The organism is Halomonas sp. G11, assembly GCF_001663515.1.
Taxonomy (GTDB): domain Bacteria; phylum Pseudomonadota; class Gammaproteobacteria; order Pseudomonadales; family Halomonadaceae; genus Vreelandella.
Window position 1 is genome coordinate 40325 of sequence record NZ_LYXG01000005.1, and the last position, 24133, is coordinate 64457.

The following is a 24133-nucleotide window of genomic DNA, read 5'->3' on the forward strand; positions in this document are numbered from 1 at the left end:
AAGCGCAAACCGGGATACCGCAAGATACCATGAGCTTGTCACAGGCACAAAAGAAAGCATTTCGCAGCATTGGTCACCATTTGAATCCGGTCGTCACCGTTTCAGAGAACGGCGTCTCGGACAATTTACTGGCTGAACTCGACCGTGCGCTCAACGACCACGAACTGATCAAGGTAAAGCTGGCATTGCCGGAACGCGATGATCGCGCCGCCATGCTCGAGGAACTGATCAACCACAGCCAATCAGAACCGGTTCAGACCATAGGCAAGATGGCGCTGCTTTATCGCCGCAATCCGCAAGTGAACCCGAAGCTTTCGAACATCAAACGCTTCGAAAATCACCACGGCCGTCACTAACACCTCGTACGAGCTAGAAGCTAGAAGCTACCGCCAGTATCTCACTCGACGTCATACAAAACACCCCCGCAGCCATGGTTGCGGGGGTGTTTTTCTTCATGCTTCCAGCTTAAGTCAGAGGTGCTCAACGCTCTCGATCTCGTACTCGACGTCGCCACCCGGGGTCGTCACCACGACCGCATCGCCTTCCTCTTTACCGATAAGCGCACGGGCAATCGGTGATGTCACCGAGATGAGCCCTGACTTAATATTGGCTTCATCTTCACCCACAATCCGGTACGTCACCTGAGCGTCGGTGTCCAGATTGAGCAGTGATACCGTCACGCCAAAAATCACCTTCCCGGTCTTGGGCAGCTTGGTAACATCGATCACCTGGGCGCCTGACAGCTTGCTCTCGATTTCCTGGATACGCCCTTCGATAAACCCCTGCTGTTCACGCGCGGCATGATACTCGGCGTTTTCCTTAAGGTCGCCGTGCTCACGCGCTTCAGCAATAGCCGCAATCACCTGGGGGCGCGCCTCGCTCTTGAGGTGATTGAGTTCATCACGAAGACTTTTCTCGCCCGCTACCGTCATCGGGACCTTATTCATTGACTTGCTCCTGCATGCAGATCCTGAAGGCGCCGCACCGTAATCTCCCTACCGTACTCTAGCGCCATGCAAACGGCATTAGCGCCCGCCAAGGTGGTCGCATAGGGCACCTTGCGCGCGAGAGCAGTACGGCGAATGACCGAAGAGTCATTAATGGCTTGGCGACCTTCGGTAGTGTTCACGATGTAGGCGATTTCGTCGTTCTTCAACAGATCGACGATATGGGGACGACCTTCGTAGACTTTATTGACGTGCTCCACTGACAGACCAGCCGCTTCCAGGGCAGCTGCCGTGCCACGCGTTGCACAAAGAGTAAAACCCAATGTTAGCAGAGAACGGGCCACTTCGATAATCCCCTGCTTGTCCGGCTCGCGTACGGACAGAAACGCCTTGCGTTCGCCGGTGAGCGCTGGAATCGCTTCTCCCGCGCCCAACTGGGCTTTGAAGAAGGCTTCAGCAAAGGTATCGCCTGACCCCATGACCTCGCCGGTGGATTTCATTTCCGGCGACAGGATCGGATCAACGCCCGGAAACTTGTTGAACGGGAATACCGCTTCCTTGACGCTGTAGAAGTGCGGCACGATTTCGCGTTCAAACCCCTGCTCGGCAAGGGTTTTACCGGCCATACAGCGGGCCGCGACCTGGGCAAGCGACGTACCGATGCACTTGGAGACAAAGGGCACGGTACGCGACGCACGCGGGTTGACCTCGATCACGTAGATCTCGCCGTCCTGCCAGGCAAGCTGCACGTTCATCAGCCCCTTGACCCCCAGCTCCACGGCCATCTTCTTGACCTGGTCGCGCATCTCGTCCTGAACGTCGGCAGGCAAGGAGTAAGGCGGCAGCGAGCAGGCCGAGTCACCGGAGTGCACGCCCGCCTGCTCGACGTGCTGCATGATGCCACCGATGACCACCTGCTGGCCGTCGGAGACCGCGTCGATATCGATCTCCACCGCGGCGCTGAGGAAGTGGTCCAGCAGTACCGGCGAATCGTTGGACACCTTGACCGCGTTGGTCATGTAATTTTCAAGCTCGGAGGCGTCGTAGACGATTTCCATGGCCCGCCCGCCGAGCACGTAGCTGGGCCGCACCACCAAGGGGTAGCCGATGGCTTCGGCCTTGGCAAAGGCATCGTCGAAACTGCGCGCCGTGGCATTGGGCGGCTGCTTCAGACCGAGCTTGCCGATCATCTGCTGGAAGCGCTCGCGGTCTTCGGCGCGGTCAATGGCGTCCGGCGTAGTACCGATAATCGGCACGCCCGCCGCTTCAAGCTCGCGGGCGAGCTTCAGTGGCGTCTGGCCGCCAAACTGGACGATCACGCCCACCGGCTTTTCTTTGTCGGCGATTTCGAGCACGTCTTCCAGGGTCACTGGCTCGAAATAGAGCCGGTCAGAGGTGTCGTAGTCGGTCGAAACGGTTTCCGGGTTGCAGTTGACCATGATGGTTTCATAGCCATCGTCGTGCATGGCAAACGCCGCGTGCACACAGCAGTAGTCGAACTCGATGCCCTGGCCAATCCGGTTGGGGCCGCCGCCCAGCACCATGATCTTCTGGCGATCGGACACGTCCGCCTCACACTCCTCTTCGTAGGTGGAGTACATGTAAGCGGTATCCGAGGCAAACTCCGCGGCACAGGTATCCACGCGCTTGTAGACCGGGCGGATACCCGCCGCCTGGCGCGTTTTACGAAACTCTTTTTCCGCGACGCCGAGCAGCCGGGCAAGGCGGGCGTCGGAGAAGCCTTTGCGCTTAAGCTGGAAAAGCTCACGGGCAGAGAACTCATTCAAGGAGCGTTTAGCCACCGCGGCTTCGGTCAATACCAGGTCTTCCAACTGGACCAGGAACCAGCGATCGATATTGGTAAGGGCAAAGACGTCATCGACACTCATACCCGCGCGCATGGCATCGGCCACGTAGAAAATGCGCTCGGCACCGGCGGCCTGGAGCTCGCCCTGGATAATTGCCATGTTGTCCGGCGTGAAATCGGTAATCACCGGATCAAGGCCGTCGTTGCCGGTTTCCATGCTGCGCAGGGCTTTCTGCAGCGACTCCTGGAAGGTACGGCCGATTGCCATCACTTCGCCCACCGACTTCATCTGGGTGGTCAGGCGGTCGTTGGCCTGGGGGAATTTCTCGAAGGTGAAACGCGGAATCTTGGTGACCACGTAGTCGATGGACGGCTCGAACGACGCCGGTGTACGCCCGCCGGTAATATCGTTCTGCAGTTCATCCAGGGTGTAGCCCACCGCCAGCTTGGCGGCGATCTTGGCAATCGGGAAACCGGTTGCCTTGGAGGCCAGCGCCGACGAACGCGACACCCGCGGGTTCATCTCGATCACCACCAGGCGGCCGGTTTTCGGGTCCATGCCGAACTGGACGTTGGAGCCACCGGTCTCTACACCAATCTCGCGCAGCACCGCGAGGCTGGCGTCACGCATGATCTGATACTCTTTATCGGTCAGCGTTTGCGCCGGGGCCACGGTGATGGAGTCGCCGGTATGCACGCCCATGGGGTCGAAGTTCTCGATCGCGCAGACAATGATGCAGTTGTCGTTCTTGTCCCGCACGACCTCCATCTCGTACTCTTTCCAGCCCAGCAGCGACTCGTCGATGAGCAGCTCGTGGTTGTTGGAGAGCTCGAAACCACGGATACAGATCTCCTCGAACTCTTCCTTGTTGTACGCCACGCCGCCGCCGGAGCCGCCCATGGTGTAGGACGGACGAATAATCGTCGGAAAGCCAAGCTCGGCCTGGATATCCCAGGCTTCTTCCATGGTATGGGCGACTTTGGCTTTCGGGCATTCCAAGCCAATCCGCTTCATGGCCTGATCGAACAGGTCACGGTCTTCGGCCATGTTGATCGCATCGGCATTGGCACCGATCATTTCGACGCCGTGCTTGGCCAGCACACCATATTTTTCCAGGTCGAGGGCACAGTTCAGCGCCGTCTGGCCGCCCATGGTGGGCAGGATGGCGTCGGGCTTTTCGGCTTCGATGATTTTCTCGACCGCCTGCCAGGTGATTGGCTCGATGTAGGTGGCATCGGCCATGACCGGGTCGGTCATGATGGTCGCCGGGTTCGAGTTGACCAGAATCACCCGAAAGCCTTCCTCACGTAGCGCCTTGCACGCCTGGGCGCCGGAGTAATCGAATTCGCAGGCCTGGCCGATCACGATCGGGCCAGCGCCAATGATAAGAATGCTGTTGATATCGGTACGCTTAGGCATAACGGTTCCCGCAAAAAATGGTGGCGATGAGCGACAAAAGACGACGATGGATGGCGGCAGCTAAGGGTTGCGTTAGCGCCGCGCCTGCATCATGGCGATAAAGCGATCGAATAGCGGCGCCACATCGCGCGGACCGGGGCTGGCTTCCGGGTGCCCCTGGAAGCTGAAGGCCGGACGGTCAGTACGCTCGACCCCCTGCAAGGTGCCATCGAACAGCGAACGGTGCGTGGCACGCAGGTTATCCGGCAAGCTCGCTTCGTCTGCCGCAAAGCCGTGGTTCTGGCTGGTGATCATCACCGCGCCGCTATCCAGGTCCTGCACCGGGTGGTTGGCACCGTGATGGCCGTGGCCCATCTTGACGGTTTTCGCCCCCGAGGCCAGCGCCAGCAGCTGGTGGCCCAGGCAGATACCGAACACCGGCGTGTCGGTTTCCAGCACGTCCTGAATGGCTTTGATGGCGTAGTCGCAGGGCTCCGGGTCGCCCGGGCCGTTGGCCAGGAAGATGCCATCCGGGTTCAGCGCCATGACCTCGGCGGCGGGCGTTTGCGCGGGTACCACCGTCAGACGGCAGCCGCGTGACGCCAGCATGCGCAGGATGTTGAATTTCACACCGTAGTCGTACGCCACTACATGGTAGGGGCGATCACCTTGCGTCGCATCCGCATAACCTTCACCCAGCGCCCACTCGCCTTCCGACCACTCATAGATCGCTTTGCAAGACACTTCCTTGGCAAGGTCCATACCCTTCAGGCCCGGAAACGCGCGGGCGGCTTCCAGCGCTCGCGCTATCGCATCATCGCCCTCGGCATCAGCGCCCGCCAGAATCGCCCCGTTCTGAGCGCCTTTATCGCGCAAGATGCGCGTCAGCCGACGGGTGTCGATATCGGCAATGCCCAGGACGTTCTGGCTTTTCAGGTAGTCTGAAAGCGTTTGCTCGGAGCGGAAACTGCTGGCCAGCAGCGGGAGGTCGCGAATCACCAGACCTGCAGCGGCAATCGAAGCGGATTCCACGTCTTCACTGTTGGTGCCGGTATTGCCGATATGCGGGTAGGTGAGCGTAACGATTTGGCGGGTATAGGATGGGTCGGTGAGGATTTCCTGGTAGCCGGTCATGGCTGTATTGAACACCACCTCACCGCTTGTGACGCCATCCGCGCCAATGGCGGTCCCGTGGAAGACACTGCCATCTTCCAGAGCCAGTATTGCGGGTTTGCTCAATGCGGGGCTATTCAAAACAAGATCCTCCCAGACTGGTGGGAGCCTGTGGGCGCAGGCTCAGCAATTTCTTCATTATCCACGACGCTCATTGTTTAAAAACTATCGTCATTGAAGCTGTCGCCATTAAAACAACGGCCGTAAAAAAGCGGGATGACGCCGATAAAAATCGGTTTCATCCCGCTTGTTGTTCTCATCCATGGCTAACCGTCATGGTGCAGCGATTAGCTATCTCTCTAATCTGGGGCCAGTGCAACAAGCGCGGTGCTTTCGCTGCAGACATTTTGCCGCCTGAAGGCAGCCACTCGGCCAAAATTTTTGGAATGTTACAGGAATTTCTGGCCCAAGACTACCCCCTCAGTGACCGGACGACCCTATCGCAGGCGCGCGGCTTATCTAGTTCAACGCCAGCACATCCTGCATATCGTAGCGGCCGTTCTCTTTACCCGCGACCCAACGCGCCGCGCGCACCGCACCTTTGGCAAAGGTCATGCGGCTGGAGGCCTTATGGGTAATTTCGATACGCTCGCCTTCAGTGGCAAACATCACCGTATGCTCGCCGACGATATCGCCTGCGCGAACGGTGGCGAAACCAATCTCTTTATCGGTGCGCGGACCGCACTGCCCCACCCGCTCAAACACGCCGTGCTCTTTTAGCGTGCGGTCCAGGCTTTGCGCAACCACTTCGCCCATCTTGATGGCGGTGCCCGACGGTGAATCCACTTTATGGCGATGGTGGGACTCGATAACTTCAATATCGTAGCCCTCATCGCCCAGCGCCTTGGCGGCGGTCTCCAATAGCTTCAGGGTGAGGTTGACGCCCACGCTCATATTGGGCGCAAACACCATCGCAACGTCATCACGGTAGCTATCCAGCTGAGCCAGCTGATCATCATTCATACCCGTGGTACCAATCACGATGCGCTTGCCATGCTTGGCGCAGAACGCCAGGTTGGCCAGGGTCACCTGCGGTGCAGTGAAATCGATCAGTACATCGAAATCGTCCACGATGGCCTCCAGCGAATCCACCGCCGTAACGCCCCGCTTGCCAAGCCCTGCCAGCTCGCCAATATCGGCACCCGCCAGGGAGCTGCCTGGCTCGACGATACCACCGGCCAGCGTGGCGTCAGCCTCTTGTTCAACAGCGTTTACCAGTGTGCGGCCCATCCGGCCAGCGACGCCAACAATGGCAACTCGAGTCATGGAAACTCCTGCGCTAAGTGGTCTAATGCATCAATATAGAAGGAATATGGGCAGGCGATTATAACAGACCCACCGCCCTATTCGACGCCGGGCCTCGCTCAGTTTTCCCAAATGATGACCAGGTTTTCATCACCGGCCATACGCACAAGGTGCCGCTCCACGATACCTTCCAGTTCATCCAGGTGGCCTTCCTCCAGTGTTTCGATTGCCACCGTCAAGGTTTCGTCATCGGCTCGCATCAGGCAAGTGCCGGAAGCAAAGGTGATTTTGGCTTCTTGCTCCAGATGCTCGACCTCAAACTCGTGCGCCCAGTGCTTGCACAAGCGATTCATCAAGCGCTCGCCAGAGGACGTCGTGATTTCAGCACGGGATAGCGGCATGCTGCTTTCTCCAAAAGAAGTGGCAAGTGAGTACCTACTAGCCTAATGCGCGCAGCAATAAGTGCCAAGCAGCGTTTGCCCCCGGGCGTGACGAGACGTTACCGGGATGCCCACTCTCGACAGCCGCCGCCGTTTCCACGATAATTATCTCTATTGCAAATAGGAATTAAACGCAGAGCGTCTCACAATTCGGGCCCCACTGCGTCGGCAAGTAGTGCTACCCCACCCCATTAACTCCATCTAACGACTGGGAACAAGAATGCGCATGGCTACCCACTTTTCAAAATGGCTGTTTGGTGCACTGTCTGCATTGAGCTTTGCCGCCTCCGCTGATGAGATTACCGTGACCGACGTTGCCGGTCGCGACGTCACGTTAGACGCACCCGTTGAGCGGGTTATCCTGGGTGAAGGCAGGCAGATCTACCTGGTGGGCCTACTGGAACCGGAGGACCCCTTTGCGCATGTGGTGGGTTGGCGGGAGGATTTTTCCCAAGCCGACCCCGATAACTATGCCCGCTATCTTGAACGCTTCCCTGAGATGGAAGCCATCCCGACCTTTGGCGGCTTCAAAGACGGCACCTTCGATGTCGAGCAGGCAGCATCGCTTACCCCCGACGTGGTAATGATGAACATTGAAGCCAAAGCCGCCACCGAGGATGCTGGCTATGACGATAAACTGGCCGAGCTCGACATTCCTATCGTCTACGTCGATTTCCGTGAAGACCCCATCGCAAACACCATTCCCTCAATGCGCATCATCGGCAAGCTGATGGGCGATGAAGCCGCCGCCGAGGAATTCATCACCTTCGCCGAGGAACAGCTGGCAAGGGTTACGGATGTCATCGAGCAGGCCGACCCCGAGCGTCCCAGCGTCTTCATCGACCGGGCAGGCGGCTACTCGGACGAGTGCTGTATGAGCTTTGGCCCTGCCAACTTTGGCGAATATGTGACCCTGGCGGGCGGCACCAACATTGCTGCGGATATCATCCCCAACACCTTCGGTACATTGAACCCCGAGCAGATTATCGCTGCTGACCCAGACCATGTGGTGGTGACCGGCGGCAGTTGGGATGCCTACGTGCCGGGCGGTGATTGGGTCGGCGTCGGGCCTGGCGCTGACATGGATAAAGCGCGGGCCAAGCTCGAGGCTCTCACCGAGCGCACCGCCATGACCGGCATTCAGGCGGTCGAATCGGATAACTTCCACGCTATCTGGCACCAGTTCTACAACAGCCCCTATTATTTTGTCGCCATCCAGCAATTGGCGAAGTGGCTGCACCCTGACCTGTTTGCCGACCTGGACCCGGAAGCCACCATGGCGGAACTGCACGATCGCTTTTTGCCCATCGACTACGAACCCGGCTACTGGTTATCCCTGAATGACGACTGAAAGCATCGCGACAACACCTGACGTGCCGAATTCACAGGGGCGCGCCTTTTATCGCAGCCAGGTATTTCGTCGCCAGATGATTCTGGCGGCGCTGGTCGTCGCGCTCTTCTTCAGCCTATGCGTCGACCTTGCCCTCGGCCCTGCGCGCTATAGCCTGGGCGAGGTCATGGCCGCGCTGTTTACCCCTGACAGCGTCAGCCAGCAGGCCCGGGTGATTCTCTGGGAAATCCGCATGCCGGTGGCCCTGATGGCGCTGGTGGTAGGCGCGAGCCTTTCCATCGCCGGGGCGCAGATGCAAACCATCCTGAGCAACCCGCTGGCCAGCCCCTTCACACTGGGCATTTCGGCGGGGGCAAGCTTTGGTGCCGCCCTGGGGCTAGCCTTTGGTGTCGCCATCATCCCCGCCGCCATCGAGTACGTGGTGCCCATCAATGCGTTCCTGATGGCCATGGTCACCGCCTTTCTCATCCATGCGCTCAGCCTCAAGCGCGGCGTGACGGTGGAGACCATCGTACTGCTGGGCATCGCAATGGTGTTCATCTTCAACTCGCTGATGGCGCTGATCCAGTTCTTCGCCAGCCAGCAGGCCGTGGCGGCGGTGGTGTTCTGGACCATGGGCAGCCTGACCAAAGCGACCTGGCCGAAATTCTGGATCGCACTGAGCGTGCTGGCCATGGTGATGCCGCTGCTGGCGCGTCACGGCTGGGCGCTCACCGCCATGCGACTGGGCGACGCCAAGGCCGAAAGCATGGGCGTGAATCCCCGTGCGCTGCGACTGGAAGTATTGGTGCTGGTATCGCTACTGGCCGCGATTGCGGTGGCGTTTGTGGGCACCATCGGCTTTATTGGCCTGGTCGGGCCGCACATTGCACGCATTCTTTTAGGCGAGGACCAGCGCTTCTTCCTGCCCGGCTCGGCGCTGTGTGGCGCGCTGATTCTTTCCGTGGGGTCCGTGATTTCCAAAATCATCATCCCCGGCACCATCATCCCCATTGGTATCATCACCTCACTCGTGGGCATTCCCTTCTTTCTATTTCTCGTGCTTAACCACAAGAAGGCGTCATGGTAACCCTACAGCTGACTCATGTTTCCGCCCGTTACGGGCGTAACCCCATTATCCAGGACATCACGACACCGCCCTTTCAGGGTGGACAGATAGTCGCCCTGCTGGGGCCTAACGCCGCCGGTAAGTCGACCCTTTTTCGGCGCATCCTGGGGCTATTGAAAGGTGACGGCGAGGTCACTATCAGCGGCACCAGCGCCGAGCGCCCAGTGGCCTACATGCCTCAGGACACGGGAGCAAGGGCGGTACTGACGGTGTATGAGTCAGTGCTGTTAGCGCGCATGCAGGGGCGCAGCCTGAAAGTGCAAAGCGAGGATCTGGCCCAGGTTGACCGCGCCCTTGAGGAATTGAACATTGCCGCCCTTGGCGAGCGTGATATCGGCGACCTGAGCGGTGGACAGCGCCAACTGGTCAGCGCCGCCCAGGCGCTGGTGCAGGAGCCCGAGATCCTGATGCTCGATGAGCCCACCTCGGCGCTCGACCTAAACCGCCAGATCAGCCTGCTTGGCGTGCTACGGCGGCTGGCCGACGAGCGCCAGATGCTCATTCTGGTGGCGTTGCACGACCTGGGCCATGCGCTGCGCTTCAGCGATGCCGCCATGGTCCTCGAACACGGCCGCCTGATTGCCTGCGGCCCCACGGAGGACGTCATCACGCCTTCGCTGCTGCAATCCGTTTACCACGTCAATGCGCGGATCGAGCCCTGCTCGAAAGGCAGCCCGCAGCTTATCGTCGAAGAGGCCATTTAAGCCGCCGCCCTTCCATGGCGGCCAGCGCCACCCCGCTCAGCATCAGCGGGAGTGCCAGCAGAAAAGCACTCGAGACAGGTATCCCGAACAGCACCCAATCCGCCAACACGGGCCAAACCAGGGCAATATACTCAAAGGGCGCCAGGCGGGACGCTTCCGCGTAGCGTAACGCCAGCGTCATCGCGATATGCGCCGCCCCGCCAAACAGGCCCGAGAGCACCAGCAACCCAAACTCCGTCGGGCTAAGCGCCGCCCAGCCAAGAGGCAGGGTTGCAAGTCCCGCCAGCGACGACACCAGAATAAAGTAGAACGCGATGGAAGCCGCCGTTTCCGTGCGTGAAATCCGCCGAACGGTCAACAGCGCCCCTGCCGTTAACAGGGCACTGAGCGCGCCTAGCGCATAGCCAGCCACCTGCCCATCCGCCCCGTCCGCACTCAGCCCCGGCAACACCAACACCGCCATCCCGCCAAGGGCCAGCACAATAGCCCCCGCCCGATAGAGCGAAAACCGTTCACCCAGCAGCAATATCCCGCCCACCGCCATGAATACCGGCGTCAATTGGGCAAGCAGCGTGGCCTCGGCAACCGGCAACAACGCAACCGCCGCAAAGGACGCAAACATCGCCGCCGCCCCCAACCCCGATCGCAGGGCATGGCCCAGTGGGCGACGCGTTGCCAGGCCGCGGGGAAATTCATGGCGCAGGACGAGAAACACCATGATCGGCAACAGCGCGAACAGCGAGCGGAAAAACACCGACTGGCCGACCGGCACGGCGTCGCTGACCGCCTTGATGCTGACCAGCATGCCGGTAAACAGCAGACCTGACAGAACCCTGAGCAAAATCCCTGTTACGGGCCTATCCTGGAGGTTATTCATGATGCGCAGCACTCCCCATACAGCAAAAACCCCCGGCGAACCGAGGGTTTTGAGCTTAACCGCCGACTAATGCCATTAGTCCGGCATTACGGCTTCATCTCTTCAAAAAACTTCTTCACGCTGTCGAAGAAGCCGGTTTTCTTGGGTGAGTGATGGCTGTTGCTGCCTTCCAGGCTTTCTTGGAACTGGCGCAGCAGACGCTTCTGCTCCTCGCTGAGCTTGACGGGCGTTTCCACCACGACTTTGCACAGCAGATCACCAGGGACACCACCGCGAACCGGTTTGACGCCCTTGCCCTTGAGCCGGAACATCTTGCCGGTTTGGGTTTCCGGCGGAATCTTCAGCTTCACTCGGCCATCGAGCGTCGGCACTTCCAGCTCACCGCCCAATGCCGCATCGACGAAGTTGATCGGCACGTCACATTGCAGGTGCTTGCCGTCACGCTGGAAGATATGGTGCGGCTTGATGGCCACCTGGACGTACAGGTCGCCGGGTGGGCCGCCATTGATACCACTTTCGCCTTCCGCGTTCAGGCGGATACGGTCGCCGGTATCCACACCCGGTGGGATTTTCACCGACAGTGTCCGGGTCTCGCGCACGCGCCCTTCGCCGTTACACTTGTGACACGGCACCTTGATGTGCTGGCCTGAGCCATGGCAGGTCGGGCAGGTTTGCTGAACTGCAAAAAAGCCCTGCTGCATACGCACCTGGCCGTGACCATGGCAGGTGGGGCAGGTGTCCTTGCTTGACCCCGGCTCGGCGCCACCGCCGTCACAGCGGTCGCATTCGATATGCCGTGGCACACGGATATCAACCGTGGTACCGGCAACGGCATTTTCCAGATCCAGTTCCAGGTTGTAGCGCAGGTCAGAACCGCGCGCCGGAGCATTGGGACCACGACGACGACCGCCGCCACCGCCGAAAATATCGCCAAACACATCGCCGAAGATGTCGCTGAAATCGCCAGCGCCACCGCCGCCGAAACCACCGCCACCAAAGCCTCCGCCCTGGCCGTCTACGCCGGCATGACCAAACTGGTCGTAGGCCGCACGTTTTTCGCTGTCGGTCAGGACTTCGTAGGCTTCCGACACTTCGCGGAATTTTTCCGCCGCGGTATCGTCTTCCGGGTTGCGGTCAGGGTGATATTTTTGCGCAAGGCGACGGTAGGCTTTCTTGATCTCTTTCTGATCAGCCCCTTTGTCGACACCCAGGATTTCATAATAATCGCGTTGGGACATGGGTCCTACGCCTCTTGGTTAGCTACGCATTCAACTGCACATTTAACTATGTGTTAACGACATAGTGTTAACGACAGAGTATTTAAGACACAGTATTTAACGACACATCAAGCCTTGTGCGTCTTGGACGTGGAAACAGCAACGCGGGAGTTGCCCCCCGCGTCGCCGCCTACCTCGTCAGAAAGAGCACTTACTGCTTTTTCTGATCGTCGTTGACTTCTTCATACTCGGCGTCGACCACGTCTTCATCGGGCTTGGCGTTGGCCTGGTCAGCACCTTCCTGACCCGGCTGCTCAGCGCCCTCTGCCTGTTCGGCGTACATCTTCTGCGCCAGTTGACCGGAGGCTTCCGTGAGCGCGTCAAGTTTCTGCTGGATCAACTCCTGATCGTCGCCCTTGGTGGCTTCTTCCAGTTCGCTGATCGCAGTCTCGATGGACTGTTTCTCATCATCGGTTGCCTTGTCACCGGCTTCTTCCAACGTTTTGCGGGTGGCATGGATCATGCCGTCCGCCTGGTTACGCAACTGCACCAGCGCTTCGAATTTCTTGTCTTCGTCAGCGTGGGCTTCGGCATCGCGTACCATCTGCTCGATCTCTTCTTCGCTCAAGCCGCTGGACGCCTTGATGACGATCGACTGCTCCTTGCCGGTCGCCTTGTCTTTCGCGGAGACGTTCAGGATGCCGTTGGCATCCAGGTCGAAGGCCACCTCGATCTGCGGCACACCGCGCGGCGCCGGTGGAATATCGGCAAGGTCGAAGCGACCCAGCGACTTGTTCTGCGACACTTGCTTGCGCTCACCCTGGACGGCGTGGATGGTGACCGCCGTCTGGTTGTCATCCGCCGTGGAGAAGGTCTGCGTCTTCTTGGTCGGGATGGTGGTGTTCTTCTCGATCAGCGGTGTCATCACGCCACCCAGAGTTTCGATACCCAGGGTCAGCGGCGTCACGTCGAGGAGCAGCACATCTTTCACGTCACCGCCCAGAACGCCGCCCTGGATCGCTGCACCGACGGCCACGGCTTCGTCCGGGTTGACGTCTTTGCGTGCGTCCTTGCCGAAGAACTCAGCGGCTTTCTGCTGAACCAGCGGCATGCGGGTCTGACCACCGACCAGGATCACGTCGTCGATTTCAGACGCCGACAGGCCAGCATCTTTCAGGGCCACCTTGCACGGCTCCATGGAACGCTGCACCAGGTCGTCTACCAGTGACTCGAGCTTGGCGCGGGTCACTTTCACGTTCAGGTGCTTCGGACCGGTGTTATCGGCCGTAATGTAGGGCAGATTGACATCGGTCTGCTGAGCGCTGGAAAGCTCGATCTTGGCTTTCTCGGCCGCTTCTTTCAGACGCTGCATGGCCAGATTGTCGCCGGACAGGTCGATGCCGCTGTCGGACTTGAACTGGTCCACCAGATAGTTGATCAGCGCCAGGTCAAAGTCTTCGCCGCCCAGGAAGGTGTCGCCGTTGGTGGCCAACACTTCAAACTGGGTTTCACCGTCGACATCAGCCACTTCGATGATCGAAATATCAAAAGTACCGCCACCCAGGTCGTATACCGCGATGGTCTTGTCACCGCGTGACTTGTCCATGCCATAGGCAAGCGCCGCGGCAGTCGGCTCGTTGATGATACGCTTGACTTCCAGACCGGCGATGCGGCCTGCGTCCTTGGTGGCCTGGCGCTGGCTGTCGTTGAAGTAGGCCGGTACGGTGATAACCGCTTCGGTGACGGTTTCACCGAGGTAGTCTTCTGCCGTCTTCTTCATTTTCTTGAGCACTTCCGCGCTCACCTGCGGCGGTGCCATTTTCTGGCCTTTCACTTCTACCCAGGCATCACCGTTATCGGCTTCAATGATCTTGTACGGCACCATCTTGATGTCTTTCTGGACAACGTCGTCTTTAAAACGACGGCCGATCAGACGCTTGATGGCATAAAGCGTATTTTCGGGGTTGGTGACCGCCTGGCGCTTGGCGGCCTGACCAACGAGCGTCTCACCGTCTTCGGTGTACGCGATGATGGACGGTGTGGTACGGCCACCTTCTGCGTTTTCAATGACTTTTGCACTGTCGCCATCGAGCACCGATACACAAGAGTTTGTGGTGCCCAAATCAATACCAATAATGCGTCCCATAATAAGAACCTCGTATTCGGTTGTTTCAATACATCAAACTGGTAGCGGGATTTCCCGCGGGGTTGCCCCTTTATCTGGGGGCCACCTGAGACTTTTCAAGGCCCTTTTTAGGCCTTTACTGCGTTATGACTCATTCGCTTTCTGACTGACCACGACCATGGCCGGGCGAACCAGACGTCCGTTCAGCAAGTAGCCTTTCTGCATGACCTCCATGACCGTATTCGGCTCCTGCTCAGGGTTCGGCACCATCGCCATGGCTTCGTGAACCTGAGGGTCAAACGGCTCACCCTGGGGATCGATGCTTTCAACGCCAAACTTGCTCAGCACATCGAGCTGCATCTTCAGGGTCATCGAGACCCCTTCGCGATGCACCTCGGAGGCATCTTCCTGCATCGACTCAAGCGCTTTTTCCAGGCTGTCGATGACCGGCAGAAGCTCTTTCACAAACTTTTCCAGGGCGAATTTGCGGGCCTTCTCAGCTTCCTGCTCCGCCCGGCGGCGCACATTTTGCGCTTCGGCGGCTTCTCTGAGCGACTGATCCTTGGCTTCTGCCAGACGCTGCTCCAGGTCCTGCACCTTGGCGGCCAGAACATCGACTTCAGCCTCGTCGTCGACACGATCGACAACGGCCTCATCGTCATTAATAAGGCCTTCCAGCTCACCTTCAACCAGGCGATCCTCAGATTCCTGTTCCGGCGTCTCTGATTCCTGCTCCTGGCGAGCCAGCTCGTCATCCATCGGGGTTTGCGATTCTTTTGCCATGCCTTGCTCCTGCAACGTTCGAGGGGCGTGCGGTACGCCCAAATAATAAGTAGCGACGTAAATTGGCTATGCACCGTATATGGGGACCATAAAAGCCATCTCAAGTGGGCATTGAAGCGCGTTTTCGACTACTGTATAAAACAACAATATTCAGACGCATTGACTACGCTCGTTCCGCTGCGCCTCAGGAGGCCCTCATGCTGACTCAGCTTGCCATTCGAGATTACGCGATCGTTGAGCACCTGGAACTCGACCTGACCCATGGCATGACCGCCATTACCGGCGAGACCGGGGCAGGCAAATCGATTCTGCTGGGCGCACTGGGCCTTTGCCTGGGCGAGCGCGCCGACGCAGGCAGCGTCCGCCACGGCAGCGAACGCACTGATCTATCGGCGCGTTTTGATATTCAGCATTTACCCGCGGCCAGCGAGTGGCTCGGCAGCCGCGAACTGCCCAACGACGAATGCCTGTTAAGGCGGGTGGTAACGGCAAGCGGGCGCTCCAAGGCATGGATCAATGGACAACCGGCCACGATCAGCGACCTAAAATCGCTTGGGGAACATCTGGTGCAGATTCACGGCCAGCATGCCCACCAGGCGCTGATGCGCGAAGAAACCCATCTCGCACTTCTCGACGATTATGCGGGCCTTCGCGACACCGCCCAGCAGCTGGCCGAGACGTACCGTGACTGGCGCAGCGCCAACCGCCGCCTCAAGCAGCGCAAGGAAGCCGGCAGCGAGGTAGAAGCCAAACGGCAGCTGCTGCGCTACCAGGTGGAGGAGCTCGATCAGTTGGGCCTTGCTGAAGGCGAACTGCAAACCCTTGAAGAAGAACAACACTCCCTTGCCCACGCCGATGAAACACTCCGCGAAACGCAGTTTGCCGCTGACTGCTGCGCCAGCGATGAGGGCGGGGCACTGTCGCTGCTCAACCAGGCTTATACACATTTAAGCGCCTTGCCGGGCAGCGACAAGGGCACGCTGGCCAACACCCTGGCGATGCTCAGCGACGCGCGCATTCAGGTCGAAGAGGCCGCCAGCGAGCTCAACCGCCTCGCCAGCACCACCGAACTCGACCCCGAGCGCCTGGCGTGGGTGGAAGAGCGTTTAGCGGACGTGCACCGTATTGCTCGCAAGCACCATGTGGCACCGGAAGAAGTCTGCGCACTGCATGCGGAACTGAGCCGGGAAGTCGCCGAGCTGGATAACAGCGAGAACGACATCGAAGCCCTGGGCGCCCAGGTAGCGGAACTTCGCGAGCGCTATCGACGTGACGCCAAGCACCTCAGCGAGGGTCGTCAGAAAGCCGCCGTCCGTTTGGGGAAGGAGGTCCAGCAGCAGCTAAGCTTCCTGGCCATGGGCAAGGCGCGCTTTGAAGTGGAGGTCACGCCCCGAGAGACACCGGCGGCAGAAGGCCTCGATCAGGTTCACTTTTTAATCAGCGCCAACCCCGGGCAGCCCGCCAGACCGCTCACCAAAGTAGCCTCTGGCGGTGAGCTTTCGCGCATCAGCCTGGCGATTCAGGTCGTCGCCGCGTCCCACTCCACCATCCCAAGCCTGGTGTTTGATGAAGTGGACGTCGGGGTTTCCGGTGCTACCGCCGAGATTGTCGGCCAGCTGCTCCGCAAGCTGGGTGAAAACGGCCAGGTAATGACGGTCACCCACCTGCCTCAGGTGGCCGCCCAGGCTCACCAGCACCTGCACATTGAGAAACACGCCCGGCGCGATACCACCCTGACGCACATGGCCCTGCTGGATGAACAGGGCAGAGTCAGCGAACTGGCTCGCATGCTGGGCGGCGTCAAACTCTCGGACCAAACCCTGGCCCATGCCCGTGAAATGCTCAATGCCAGCCAGCGCCAGCCCCACTGACGATGGCGGGTCGAAGGGCTGCTGGGCAACCGTGTATTTCAAGCGCGCAATAAAACGCCCCTAGGCCGCCTGGTATTTAAGCCAGGCAGCCTAGAGGCATTGGGGCGTGCATCAAAGCCCGAGCTAGGGTTAACCCCTATTTCTTATTAGTTGGCCCGCTGTCCTGGCGTGTTACGTCCGATCCTCGGGGGCGCACGTATAACACCAACGCATGGTCAACTAATTCATAGCCGTGCTCTTCAGCGATTTCTTGCTGGCGTCGCTCAATGATCTCGTCAACGAACTCGACGATTTCACCGCTTTCCAGACACACCATGTGGTCATGGTGGTCTTCTTGCGTCATCTCGAATACCGCGTGGCCGCCATCGAAATTATGACGAATCACGAGGCCCGCTGACTCGAACTGAGTCAGCACACGGTAGACAGTTGCCAGCCCCACATCTTCGCCCGCATCTATCAGTGTTTTATACACTTCTTCTGCGCTAAGGTGGTGCTGACCCGATGCAGTTTCGAGAATCTGCAGGATTTTGACGCGCGGCAGGGTCACTTTCAGCCCGGCTTTACGTAATTCATGGTTCTTATCGGCCATGGTTGCTCTTCGCAGTAACAGGTTAGGTCGGGTATGATCGACCGAAACCACGATAGTGAAGAATAGGCTCAAATGCAAAAATTGACTCGAATCATTACGCTTTCCGTCTCCATTGCCGTGATCAGCGGCTGTAGCTACGTTGGCGTGTATAAACGCGACATCCCGCAAGGCAACCTGGTCACCGAGGAAATGGTCGACCAACTGCAACCAGGGATGACCCAGGAACAGGTGACCTATGTGATGGGCCGCCCACTGCTTGAAGCCCCCTTTGATGCTAGCGAGTGGGATTACGTGTTCCGGCTCGACAAAGCTTACGCGGGCGTTGAGCAGCGGCGTGTCACGCTGACGTTTGATGACCAGGGACGGCTTGCCAATATCGATCAGGAAGGCGATTTCTCCAAGGACATCCCTCTGGAGGCCGACAGCACTGGCGGCCCGGCGCCGGACACAACCGACCCCACTGAGGCGATTCCTAACGAGCCGAGGCAAAACACGACGCCCAGCACCACCAATTGATCGTGCGGCTACTCGCCTTTATCGGCGCTCCCGCTCGCCTGACGTTTTGCACGTTCGCGGCGAGCGGCCTTGGGGTCGATGAGCAGTGGCCGATAAACCTCCACCCGATCGCCGGGCGCCACCTGATACTGGGATGGGTCGCGTAGCGCCTGACCAAAAATGCCCAGTGGTGCGTTTTCAAACGTTTCCGGGGCCAGCTCGGGGAAAAGGTGGGGCAAATCTGCCAGGGCGACAGCTTCACGTGCCGTCGTCCCCGGCGGCACGCTCAGTGCGACCAGGCGTTGTTTGTGCGGGAGACCAAACGCCACCTCGATGGCAAGGGTGTCATCGTCCATGGATCTCGTCGGCGCGGCGGGTAAAGGCATCCACTAACTGCCCGGCAATCTGCTGGAACAACCTGCCGAATGCCATGCCCAACAGCCGGTTGGCAAATTCAAACTCCATGTCCAGGCTCACCTTGCAGGCACCATCCCCCATCGGAATGAATTGCCAGCGCCCTTTCAATCGCTTGAAAGGGCCGCTAACCAAGGACATTTCAATACGTTCGGGAGCAAATAGGTCGTTGCGGGTAGTGATCGATTGCTCAACGCCGGCGCGTCCCAGGGTCATTTCGCCGATCAAATGATCGTCGTCGTGCTCAAGCAAACGCGCACGCCGACAGCCCGGCAGGAACTCTGGATAGCGTTCGAAGTCGTTGACAAGATCGAACATTTGTTTCGGGGTGTGCCGCACCAAGGCGGAACGATTGACGGTTGGCATTGACCTCTCCGCTGACTTCACAGTGCCCAAGGCGTATCATGGGAATCATAGTTAAGACCTTGAATGGTATCATGCCTCCCCACATAACGAAGGGGGTGTCACAGACAGATCGAATATGAGGTTTCATGGCCACGAAAAAAGGTAAGAGCAAAGGCCCTACCAGCAGCGTTATCGCGCAAAACAAGAAGGCACGCTTTGAGTATCATATCAATGAAACCTTCGAAGCGGGTCTATCGCTGGCAGGCTGGGAAGTCAAAAGCCTTCGCGCAGGCAAAGGGCAGTTAACAGACACCTATATTTTAGTTCGCAATGGCGAAGCGTGGCTGCTGGGTAGCCATATCATGCCGCTGAACACCGCGAGCACCCATGAAATCGCCGACCCTACGCGGACGCGAAAATTGCTCCTGCATCGCAAAGAAATTGCCAAGATCTTCTCGGTGACTCAGGACAAAGGCCATACCTGCGTTCCCCTGAAGCTTTACTGGAAGCGCAACAAGGTGAAGTGCGAACTGGCCCTGGTGACCGGCAAGAAAATCCACGATAAGCGGGCCACCGAGAAGGACCGTGACTGGAATCGTCAAAAAGGGAGAATCATGCGGGAACATAACAAGGCATAGCTGGTCAATTCTGGGTGAGCACGTTAGAATGCTTAGGTAACTAAGGGGGCGACATGGTTTCGACGCCGGTGACAACCCCTGCGGTGCATGCCGAGAGTGTGATGTATCTCGTAAATACCACATCACGAAAAATAGTCGCAAACGACGAAAACTATGCTCAGGGCGCGCTAGCAGCGTAAGCTGGTAGCTTCTTGTCCGGCCCCAAGGCGATGTGCCTATCCATCGTTGAGGGGATACGAGCTAAAGCTGATAGGACCGCGGTTGGCGGTGTCTTCTCGTCAACCGTTAAACCTTAGAAGACTCGCGAGGCTGAATCCTGATCGTCGGAGTCAGCCGAGTTAAAGCAAAAGACGAAATCTAAGCATGTAGAGCCAATGGGCGAGTGCTGGCGGACGCGGGTTCAATTCCCGCCGCCTCCACCAGACACCCCTTCAAATCAAGCACCTATGGGTGCTTTTTTTGTTTCTGTAGCCCTTACACCGCATTAATAGTGTGTGTCATTAGCGCGGGCAGCTCAGATCGCCCTCTTCGCATTGCGCATGCTCGCGCAGCCGCTCCGTGCGCTGCTTGGTCAGCGTGGCAAGGCAGCCGTTACGGACCATGGGCTGCGCGCTGCCGCCTTCTACGCCACTGCTCTCGAGCGTGCATTCGGCATCGCGAAAGCTTATCCAGGCCCGCTGGGCAACGCGCAGTTTTTCGAGCGTTGCTGGACTTGCCTCCAGTTTGCTGACAAGTGACTGATACGCTTCGTTAAGCTCATCATCGGCCGATTGATACGCCTGCGCCGAACATTCCGTTAGCGCTAACTGGGTTGTCGGGTTAGCGCATCCCGTGTCTGCGGTTACCCAACTGCTCGAGACCAAAAGCCCGATCCCCAGCAAACGTGCAAATGAAGGTATTGCGCTTGATAAAGACCAATAGGGCATCATGGGTCGACTCTTCGCAGCTTTCGTTTCGCCCCATACAAGCAAAGCGCTGGCATTTCTGCCAGCGCTTTTTCACATTGCCGAACCTGTCAGAAGGCAGAGGACCGTCTTGACCACCGACATCAGTGCGCCAGCATTTCATCGACGATCTCATCACCATCCAGCGCTGAAGGGTAGTACGTCGGCCAGTTAGTGACCTCTTCCAGCAGCGCTTCACGGTCATCGCCCCAGTAGAGATGGAAGTGGGACGCATCGGTGGGATAGATACTGTGATCACTGAACTGGATATAGTGAGGAAGGTCGTCAGATGGCTCTTCCAGCTCAAAGATAAAGCGTACACCGCGGTTGCCAGCCTCGTAGGTCAATATCTCATAGCCATCGTACTGATACTCCCCCGTACGCTGCGCGCCATCTTCATGAAAGGTCACGTTTTGCCCTTCAATCACGATACGATCCACGTCCGTTTGATACCCTGTATCGTAATACGCCTTGTACTCTTCAGCCGTTTTATCGCCTTCCGATGCTTTATGCGCAAACACCTCGTCCAGCGTCCCATCTTCCAGGTAGGGGTAGACGGACTGCCATTCACCTTCCCAGTCTGAAAGAGCCCGATCCTTTACTTGCTCGTCATCAAAGTAGCCTGCATAGATATCGCTGTCATGGCTGTGGTCGTGGTCGTGGTCGTGGTCGTGGTCGTGGTCGTGAGCATGGTCATGATCGTGCGAATGGTCATGATCGTGCGAATGGTCATGGTCCTTGGCATACCCATTTTGCACCCCCGCCATCAGCACGGTGCTCAGGGCCAATAAAATCACTTTTTGACGATACGTCTTCAACATGTCGATGTATTCCCTTGGTCAGAAACAGGCTCAAAATAGCGGCTTTAAATTATGTTATAACATAATAAATGTCAACTAACTGGATCTCGTTGCCACCGATATAAAAATCATTAGGCAGAGACCGATACTCTCCGCTATGTTATGCCAACGTCCGACGATTTCGGGCCAATATCAGAAGGAAATGGTACATGCTGTATGCTTTAAGCTTATTGATAGGGATAGGCTTTTTAACCCTGGGAGGCGAGGCGCTGATACGGGGCGCCGTAGCAGGCGCACGGCGGGCGGGCGTCTCTCCGTTATTGACCGGGTTAGTGGTTGTGGGGTTTGGCACCTCTGCTCCCGAGCTGGTGGTATCGATACACGCGGCCATGAACCAACAGCCGGATATTGCCGTAGGCAACATCGTCGGCAGTAATATCGGCAATATCTTATTAATCCTGGGGCTGTGTGCCATCATCTGCCCCATGACCGTGCAACCCAAGGCGCTCAGCCGGGACGGTGTCGTCATGGTGGCAGCCAGCTTGCTGTTTATCGGCCTGGCGTTCGGGGGCGCCTTGGGGCGCATTGACGCGGGTATCTTCCTGGCCGGGCTGGTCAGCTATCTCGTTTGGGCTTATCTCAGCGAGCGCCAGCAGACGATCCCCGCCGCCCAGATGCATGCCTCAGAAGCGGATGAGCTGAACGCGCTGCCTAGAACGTCTATAGGGATCATCATTGCGCTGGCGCTGGGTCTTGGCCTACTGATCGGCGGGTCTCAGCTATTACTTTATGGCGCGATCGGTCTGGCCCAGGCGATGGGCATTTCAGAAGCAGTCATTGGCCTGACCATTGTCGCCGTAGGCACCTCTCTGCCGGAAATGGCCGTGTCGGTAATCGCCGCTTTACGGCGTCATGCGGATGTTGCCGTGGGCAACATTCTGGGTAGCAACATCTTCAATATTCTCGGCATTTTGGGTATTTCGGCGTTTTTACAGCCGCTGCCCATTGCTGCGCGTGTGAACCTGTTCGACCAGTGGGTGATGCTGGGTGCGGCGGGCCTACTGGTGCTGTTTCTATATACCGGTATGCGGCTATCGCGCCTGGAGGGGGCTTTATTGTTAATAGGCTACATCATTTATCTCATGTTGAGCTTCACCTTGATCAGCGGGATATGAACCGCAATATTCACCACTTTACTATTACCTAAACGATTAATTTGCTAAAAAATAATCGTTGGTGGATAAGAAGCGCTAATTTCATTCGCTTTTATTACATATTGCATCGCAATACAGACTGATAGACTGACGCGGCTTATAAATCCTTCCAATAATCCAAACGAAAGGAAACGCATCGTCATGCCTTTTTTTCGCCCCCCATGCCAGCCACGATTTGATCGTCGCTGGCTTTTTTTGTTGGCCGCCTTGCTGCTGGTGTTCAGCCCTGCCGTTTCAGCCGTGACCGGTGAGCTCGACCTTACCCAGTCCATCGTCGGCTTTTTCGCGCTGGGCATTTTCGTGATGGCCTATGCACTGGTAATGGCCGAAGAAAAAATCCACATGCGCAAGTCCAAGCCCGTACTGGTCGCTGCCGGTATTATCTGGAGCCTCATCGGCTGGGTGTATGTCCAAAACGGCATGTCGGAGGCATCTGAGCATGCTTTCCGTGTGACGCTCCTGGAGTTCACCGAGCTGATGCTGTTCCTGCTGGTGGCCATGACCTATATCAATGCCCTGGAAGAGCGCCGGGTGTTTGATGCGCTGCGTTCGTGGATGCTGCGCAAGGGCTTCAATTACCGTTCGCTCTTCTGGTTAACGGGTGGATTAGCGTTCATTCTGTCGCCGATTGCCGACAACCTGACCACGGCGCTGCTCATGTGTGCGGTGGTGACCAAAGTGGCAGAGGGCGACAAGCGCTTCATCAACGTTGCATGTATCAATATCGTGGTCGCCGCCAATGCGGGCGGGGCTTTCAGCCCCTTCGGTGATATCACGACGCTGATGGTCTGGCAGGCTGGCATCGTGCCGTTCCAGGACTTCTTTATTCTGTTCTTCCCGGCGCTGGTCAACTTCCTGATCCCCGCTGTCATCATGAGCTTGTTCATTCCCAACAAGAAACCGGAAAGCGTGCAGGAAGACGTGTGGATGAAGCGCGGTGCGCGGCGCATTGTGGTGCTTTTCCTGCTGACGATCACCACCGCCGTACTTTGCCATACGCTGCTGCACCTGCCACCGGTGCTGGGCATGATGACGGGTCTTGGCTATCTGCAGTTTTTTGGCTATTACCTGCGCCGCAGCCTGCCGCGCTCATTGGAGCGCAAGCGCGAGCGCTACAGCCGTCGTGGCGACAACAAGAAGCTCGAGCAGCTGGGCAGCGTCGTGCCGTTCGATGTCTTCAATCGCGTGGCGCGCGCCGAGTGGGATACCCTGCTGTTCTTTTACGGGGTGGTAATGTGTGTGGGCGGACTTGGCTTTATGGGCTACCTCGGCCTGCTCTCGGAAGCGCTATATCTCGGCTGGAACCCCACGGCGGCCAACATTGTGCTCGGCGTCGTCTCTGCCGTGGTCGATAATATTCCGGTCATGTTTGCGGTGCTGACAATGGAGCCCGAGATGTCGCACGGGCACTGGTTGCTCATCACCCTCACCGCCGGGGTCGGCGGTAGCCTGCTGTCGATTGGCTCCGCAGCGGGCGTCGCCGTCATGGGCCAGGCACGCGGCTCCTATACGTTCATGGGCCACCTGAGGTGGTCGCCGGTCATTTTGCTGGGTTACGTTGCCAGTATCCTGGTTCATATGTGGCTGAATGCGGAAAGCTTCGCCCTGTTTGGCTAGCCGCACCCGGCGTTTTTGATGATTGATGCC

At 58.2% G+C, this 24133-nt stretch carries 23 protein-coding genes and 1 other RNA gene; 10 read left to right on the top strand and 14 right to left on the bottom strand.

Annotated features, from left to right (window positions below; translation table 11 throughout):
* The first annotated feature begins 29 nt into the window (after positions 1–29).
* Positions 30–356, top strand: a complete 327-nt coding sequence (yhbY, locus tag ADS46_RS03095) for a ribosome assembly RNA-binding protein YhbY (protein ID WP_066316136.1) — start codon at positions 30–32, stop codon at positions 354–356.
* A 114-nt stretch (positions 357–470) separates the two neighbouring features.
* On the opposite strand, the gene greA is transcribed toward yhbY, so the two are convergent.
* From greA to ADS46_RS03120, 5 genes are all read right to left on the bottom strand, one after another.
* Positions 471–947 (bottom strand): transcription elongation factor GreA, encoded by a 477-nt coding sequence (gene greA, locus ADS46_RS03100; RefSeq protein ID WP_066316139.1) that lies wholly within the window; start codon positions 945–947, stop codon positions 471–473.
* Positions 944–4174 (bottom strand): carbamoyl-phosphate synthase large subunit, encoded by a 3231-nt coding sequence (gene carB, locus ADS46_RS03105; protein WP_066316142.1) that lies wholly within the window; start codon positions 4172–4174, stop codon positions 944–946. The genes greA and carB overlap by 4 nt, the downstream gene beginning before the upstream one ends.
* A 72-nt stretch (positions 4175–4246) precedes the next feature.
* Complete coding sequence (carA, locus tag ADS46_RS03110) at positions 4247–5392, bottom strand: glutamine-hydrolyzing carbamoyl-phosphate synthase small subunit (protein WP_199825183.1); 1146 nt, start codon at positions 5390–5392, stop codon at positions 4247–4249.
* Between the two features lie 393 nt (positions 5393–5785).
* A complete protein-coding gene (dapB, locus tag ADS46_RS03115) occupies positions 5786–6592 on the bottom strand; it encodes a 4-hydroxy-tetrahydrodipicolinate reductase (RefSeq protein ID WP_066316145.1) in 807 nt (268 codons plus the stop codon).
* A 98-nt stretch (positions 6593–6690) separates the two neighbouring features.
* Positions 6691–6972 carry a DUF2218 domain-containing protein gene (locus ADS46_RS03120; RefSeq protein ID WP_066316146.1) on the bottom strand — a complete coding sequence of 94 codons (282 nt, stop codon included), beginning with the start codon at positions 6970–6972 and terminating at the stop codon, positions 6691–6693.
* Positions 6973–7237: 265 nt separating this feature from the next.
* On the opposite strand from ADS46_RS03120, the gene ADS46_RS03125 reads away from it, so the two are divergent.
* From ADS46_RS03125 to ADS46_RS03135, 3 genes are read left to right on the top strand one after another with little or no spacing between them, the layout of a single operon-like run.
* On the top strand, positions 7238–8362 hold the full coding sequence (locus ADS46_RS03125) for an ABC transporter substrate-binding protein (protein ID WP_066316289.1): 1125 nt from the start codon (positions 7238–7240) through the stop codon (positions 8360–8362).
* The gene (locus ADS46_RS03130; RefSeq protein ID WP_066316148.1) at positions 8352–9431 is read left to right on the top strand and encodes a FecCD family ABC transporter permease; all 1080 of its coding nucleotides are present in this window, start codon (positions 8352–8354) and stop codon (positions 9429–9431) included. The genes ADS46_RS03125 and ADS46_RS03130 overlap by 11 nt, the downstream gene beginning before the upstream one ends.
* Positions 9425–10174, top strand: a complete 750-nt coding sequence (locus ADS46_RS03135; protein WP_066316150.1) for an ABC transporter ATP-binding protein — start codon at positions 9425–9427, stop codon at positions 10172–10174. The genes ADS46_RS03130 and ADS46_RS03135 overlap by 7 nt, the downstream gene beginning before the upstream one ends.
* Here the strand turns inward: ADS46_RS03135 and ADS46_RS03140 are convergent.
* From ADS46_RS03140 to grpE, 4 genes are all read right to left on the bottom strand, one after another.
* The gene (locus ADS46_RS03140; protein ID WP_066316153.1) at positions 10152–11051 is read right to left on the bottom strand and encodes a DMT family transporter; all 900 of its coding nucleotides are present in this window, start codon (positions 11049–11051) and stop codon (positions 10152–10154) included. The genes ADS46_RS03135 and ADS46_RS03140 overlap by 23 nt on opposite strands.
* 86 nt (positions 11052–11137) lie before the next feature.
* Positions 11138–12289 (bottom strand): molecular chaperone DnaJ, encoded by a 1152-nt coding sequence (gene dnaJ / locus ADS46_RS03145; RefSeq protein WP_066316155.1) that lies wholly within the window; start codon positions 12287–12289, stop codon positions 11138–11140.
* Between the two features lie 190 nt (positions 12290–12479).
* Positions 12480–14414 (bottom strand): molecular chaperone DnaK, encoded by a 1935-nt coding sequence (gene dnaK, locus ADS46_RS03150; protein WP_066316158.1) that lies wholly within the window; start codon positions 14412–14414, stop codon positions 12480–12482.
* Between the two features lie 123 nt (positions 14415–14537).
* A complete protein-coding gene (gene grpE / locus ADS46_RS03155; protein ID WP_066316162.1) occupies positions 14538–15176 on the bottom strand; it encodes a nucleotide exchange factor GrpE in 639 nt (212 codons plus the stop codon).
* 197 nt (positions 15177–15373) lie between these two features.
* Between grpE and recN the strand changes: the two genes are divergently transcribed.
* Positions 15374–17047, top strand: coding sequence for a DNA repair protein RecN (gene recN, locus ADS46_RS03160; protein ID WP_066316164.1), 1674 nt, complete (start codon positions 15374–15376; stop codon positions 17045–17047).
* 136 nt (positions 17048–17183) lie between these two features.
* On the opposite strand, the gene fur is transcribed toward recN, so the two are convergent.
* On the bottom strand, positions 17184–17636 hold the full coding sequence (gene fur / locus ADS46_RS03165) for a ferric iron uptake transcriptional regulator (protein ID WP_066316169.1): 453 nt from the start codon (positions 17634–17636) through the stop codon (positions 17184–17186).
* 72 nt (positions 17637–17708) lie between these two features.
* Between fur and ADS46_RS03170 the strand changes: the two genes are divergently transcribed.
* Positions 17709–18152: an outer membrane protein assembly factor BamE gene (locus ADS46_RS03170; protein WP_066316172.1), complete on the top strand. Its 444-nt coding sequence runs from the start codon at positions 17709–17711 to the stop codon at positions 18150–18152.
* Between the two features lie 8 nt (positions 18153–18160).
* On the opposite strand, the gene ADS46_RS03175 is transcribed toward ADS46_RS03170, so the two are convergent.
* Positions 18161–18487: an RnfH family protein gene (locus tag ADS46_RS03175; RefSeq protein WP_066316175.1), complete on the bottom strand. Its 327-nt coding sequence runs from the start codon at positions 18485–18487 to the stop codon at positions 18161–18163.
* Positions 18477–18911, bottom strand: a complete 435-nt coding sequence (locus tag ADS46_RS03180; RefSeq protein WP_066316177.1) for a type II toxin-antitoxin system RatA family toxin — start codon at positions 18909–18911, stop codon at positions 18477–18479. The genes ADS46_RS03175 and ADS46_RS03180 overlap by 11 nt, the downstream gene beginning before the upstream one ends.
* A gap of 125 nt (positions 18912–19036) precedes the next feature.
* Between ADS46_RS03180 and smpB the strand changes: the two genes are divergently transcribed.
* Positions 19037–19528 (top strand): SsrA-binding protein SmpB, encoded by a 492-nt coding sequence (gene smpB / locus ADS46_RS03185; RefSeq protein WP_066316179.1) that lies wholly within the window; start codon positions 19037–19039, stop codon positions 19526–19528.
* A 44-nt stretch (positions 19529–19572) separates the two neighbouring features.
* Positions 19573–19950, top strand: a transfer-messenger RNA (tmRNA) gene (ssrA, locus tag ADS46_RS03190).
* Between the two features lie 78 nt (positions 19951–20028).
* On the opposite strand, the gene ADS46_RS03195 is transcribed toward ssrA, so the two are convergent.
* Positions 20029–20457, bottom strand: coding sequence for a lysozyme inhibitor LprI family protein (locus tag ADS46_RS03195; protein ID WP_234346755.1), 429 nt, complete (start codon positions 20455–20457; stop codon positions 20029–20031).
* Between the two features lie 119 nt (positions 20458–20576).
* Positions 20577–21293, bottom strand: a complete 717-nt coding sequence (locus tag ADS46_RS03200; protein WP_066316182.1) for a metal-binding protein ZinT — start codon at positions 21291–21293, stop codon at positions 20577–20579.
* Positions 21294–21481: 188 nt separating this feature from the next.
* Here ADS46_RS03200 and ADS46_RS03205 point away from each other — a divergent pair, with 188 nt between their 5' ends.
* Entirely contained in the window at positions 21482–22447 is a 966-nt protein-coding gene (locus tag ADS46_RS03205; RefSeq protein ID WP_066316185.1) for a calcium/sodium antiporter, read from the top strand.
* A 180-nt stretch (positions 22448–22627) separates the two neighbouring features.
* Positions 22628–24103, top strand: a complete 1476-nt coding sequence (gene nhaD / locus ADS46_RS03210; RefSeq protein WP_066316187.1) for a sodium:proton antiporter NhaD — start codon at positions 22628–22630, stop codon at positions 24101–24103.
* The last annotated feature ends 30 nt before the right edge of the window (positions 24104–24133 follow it).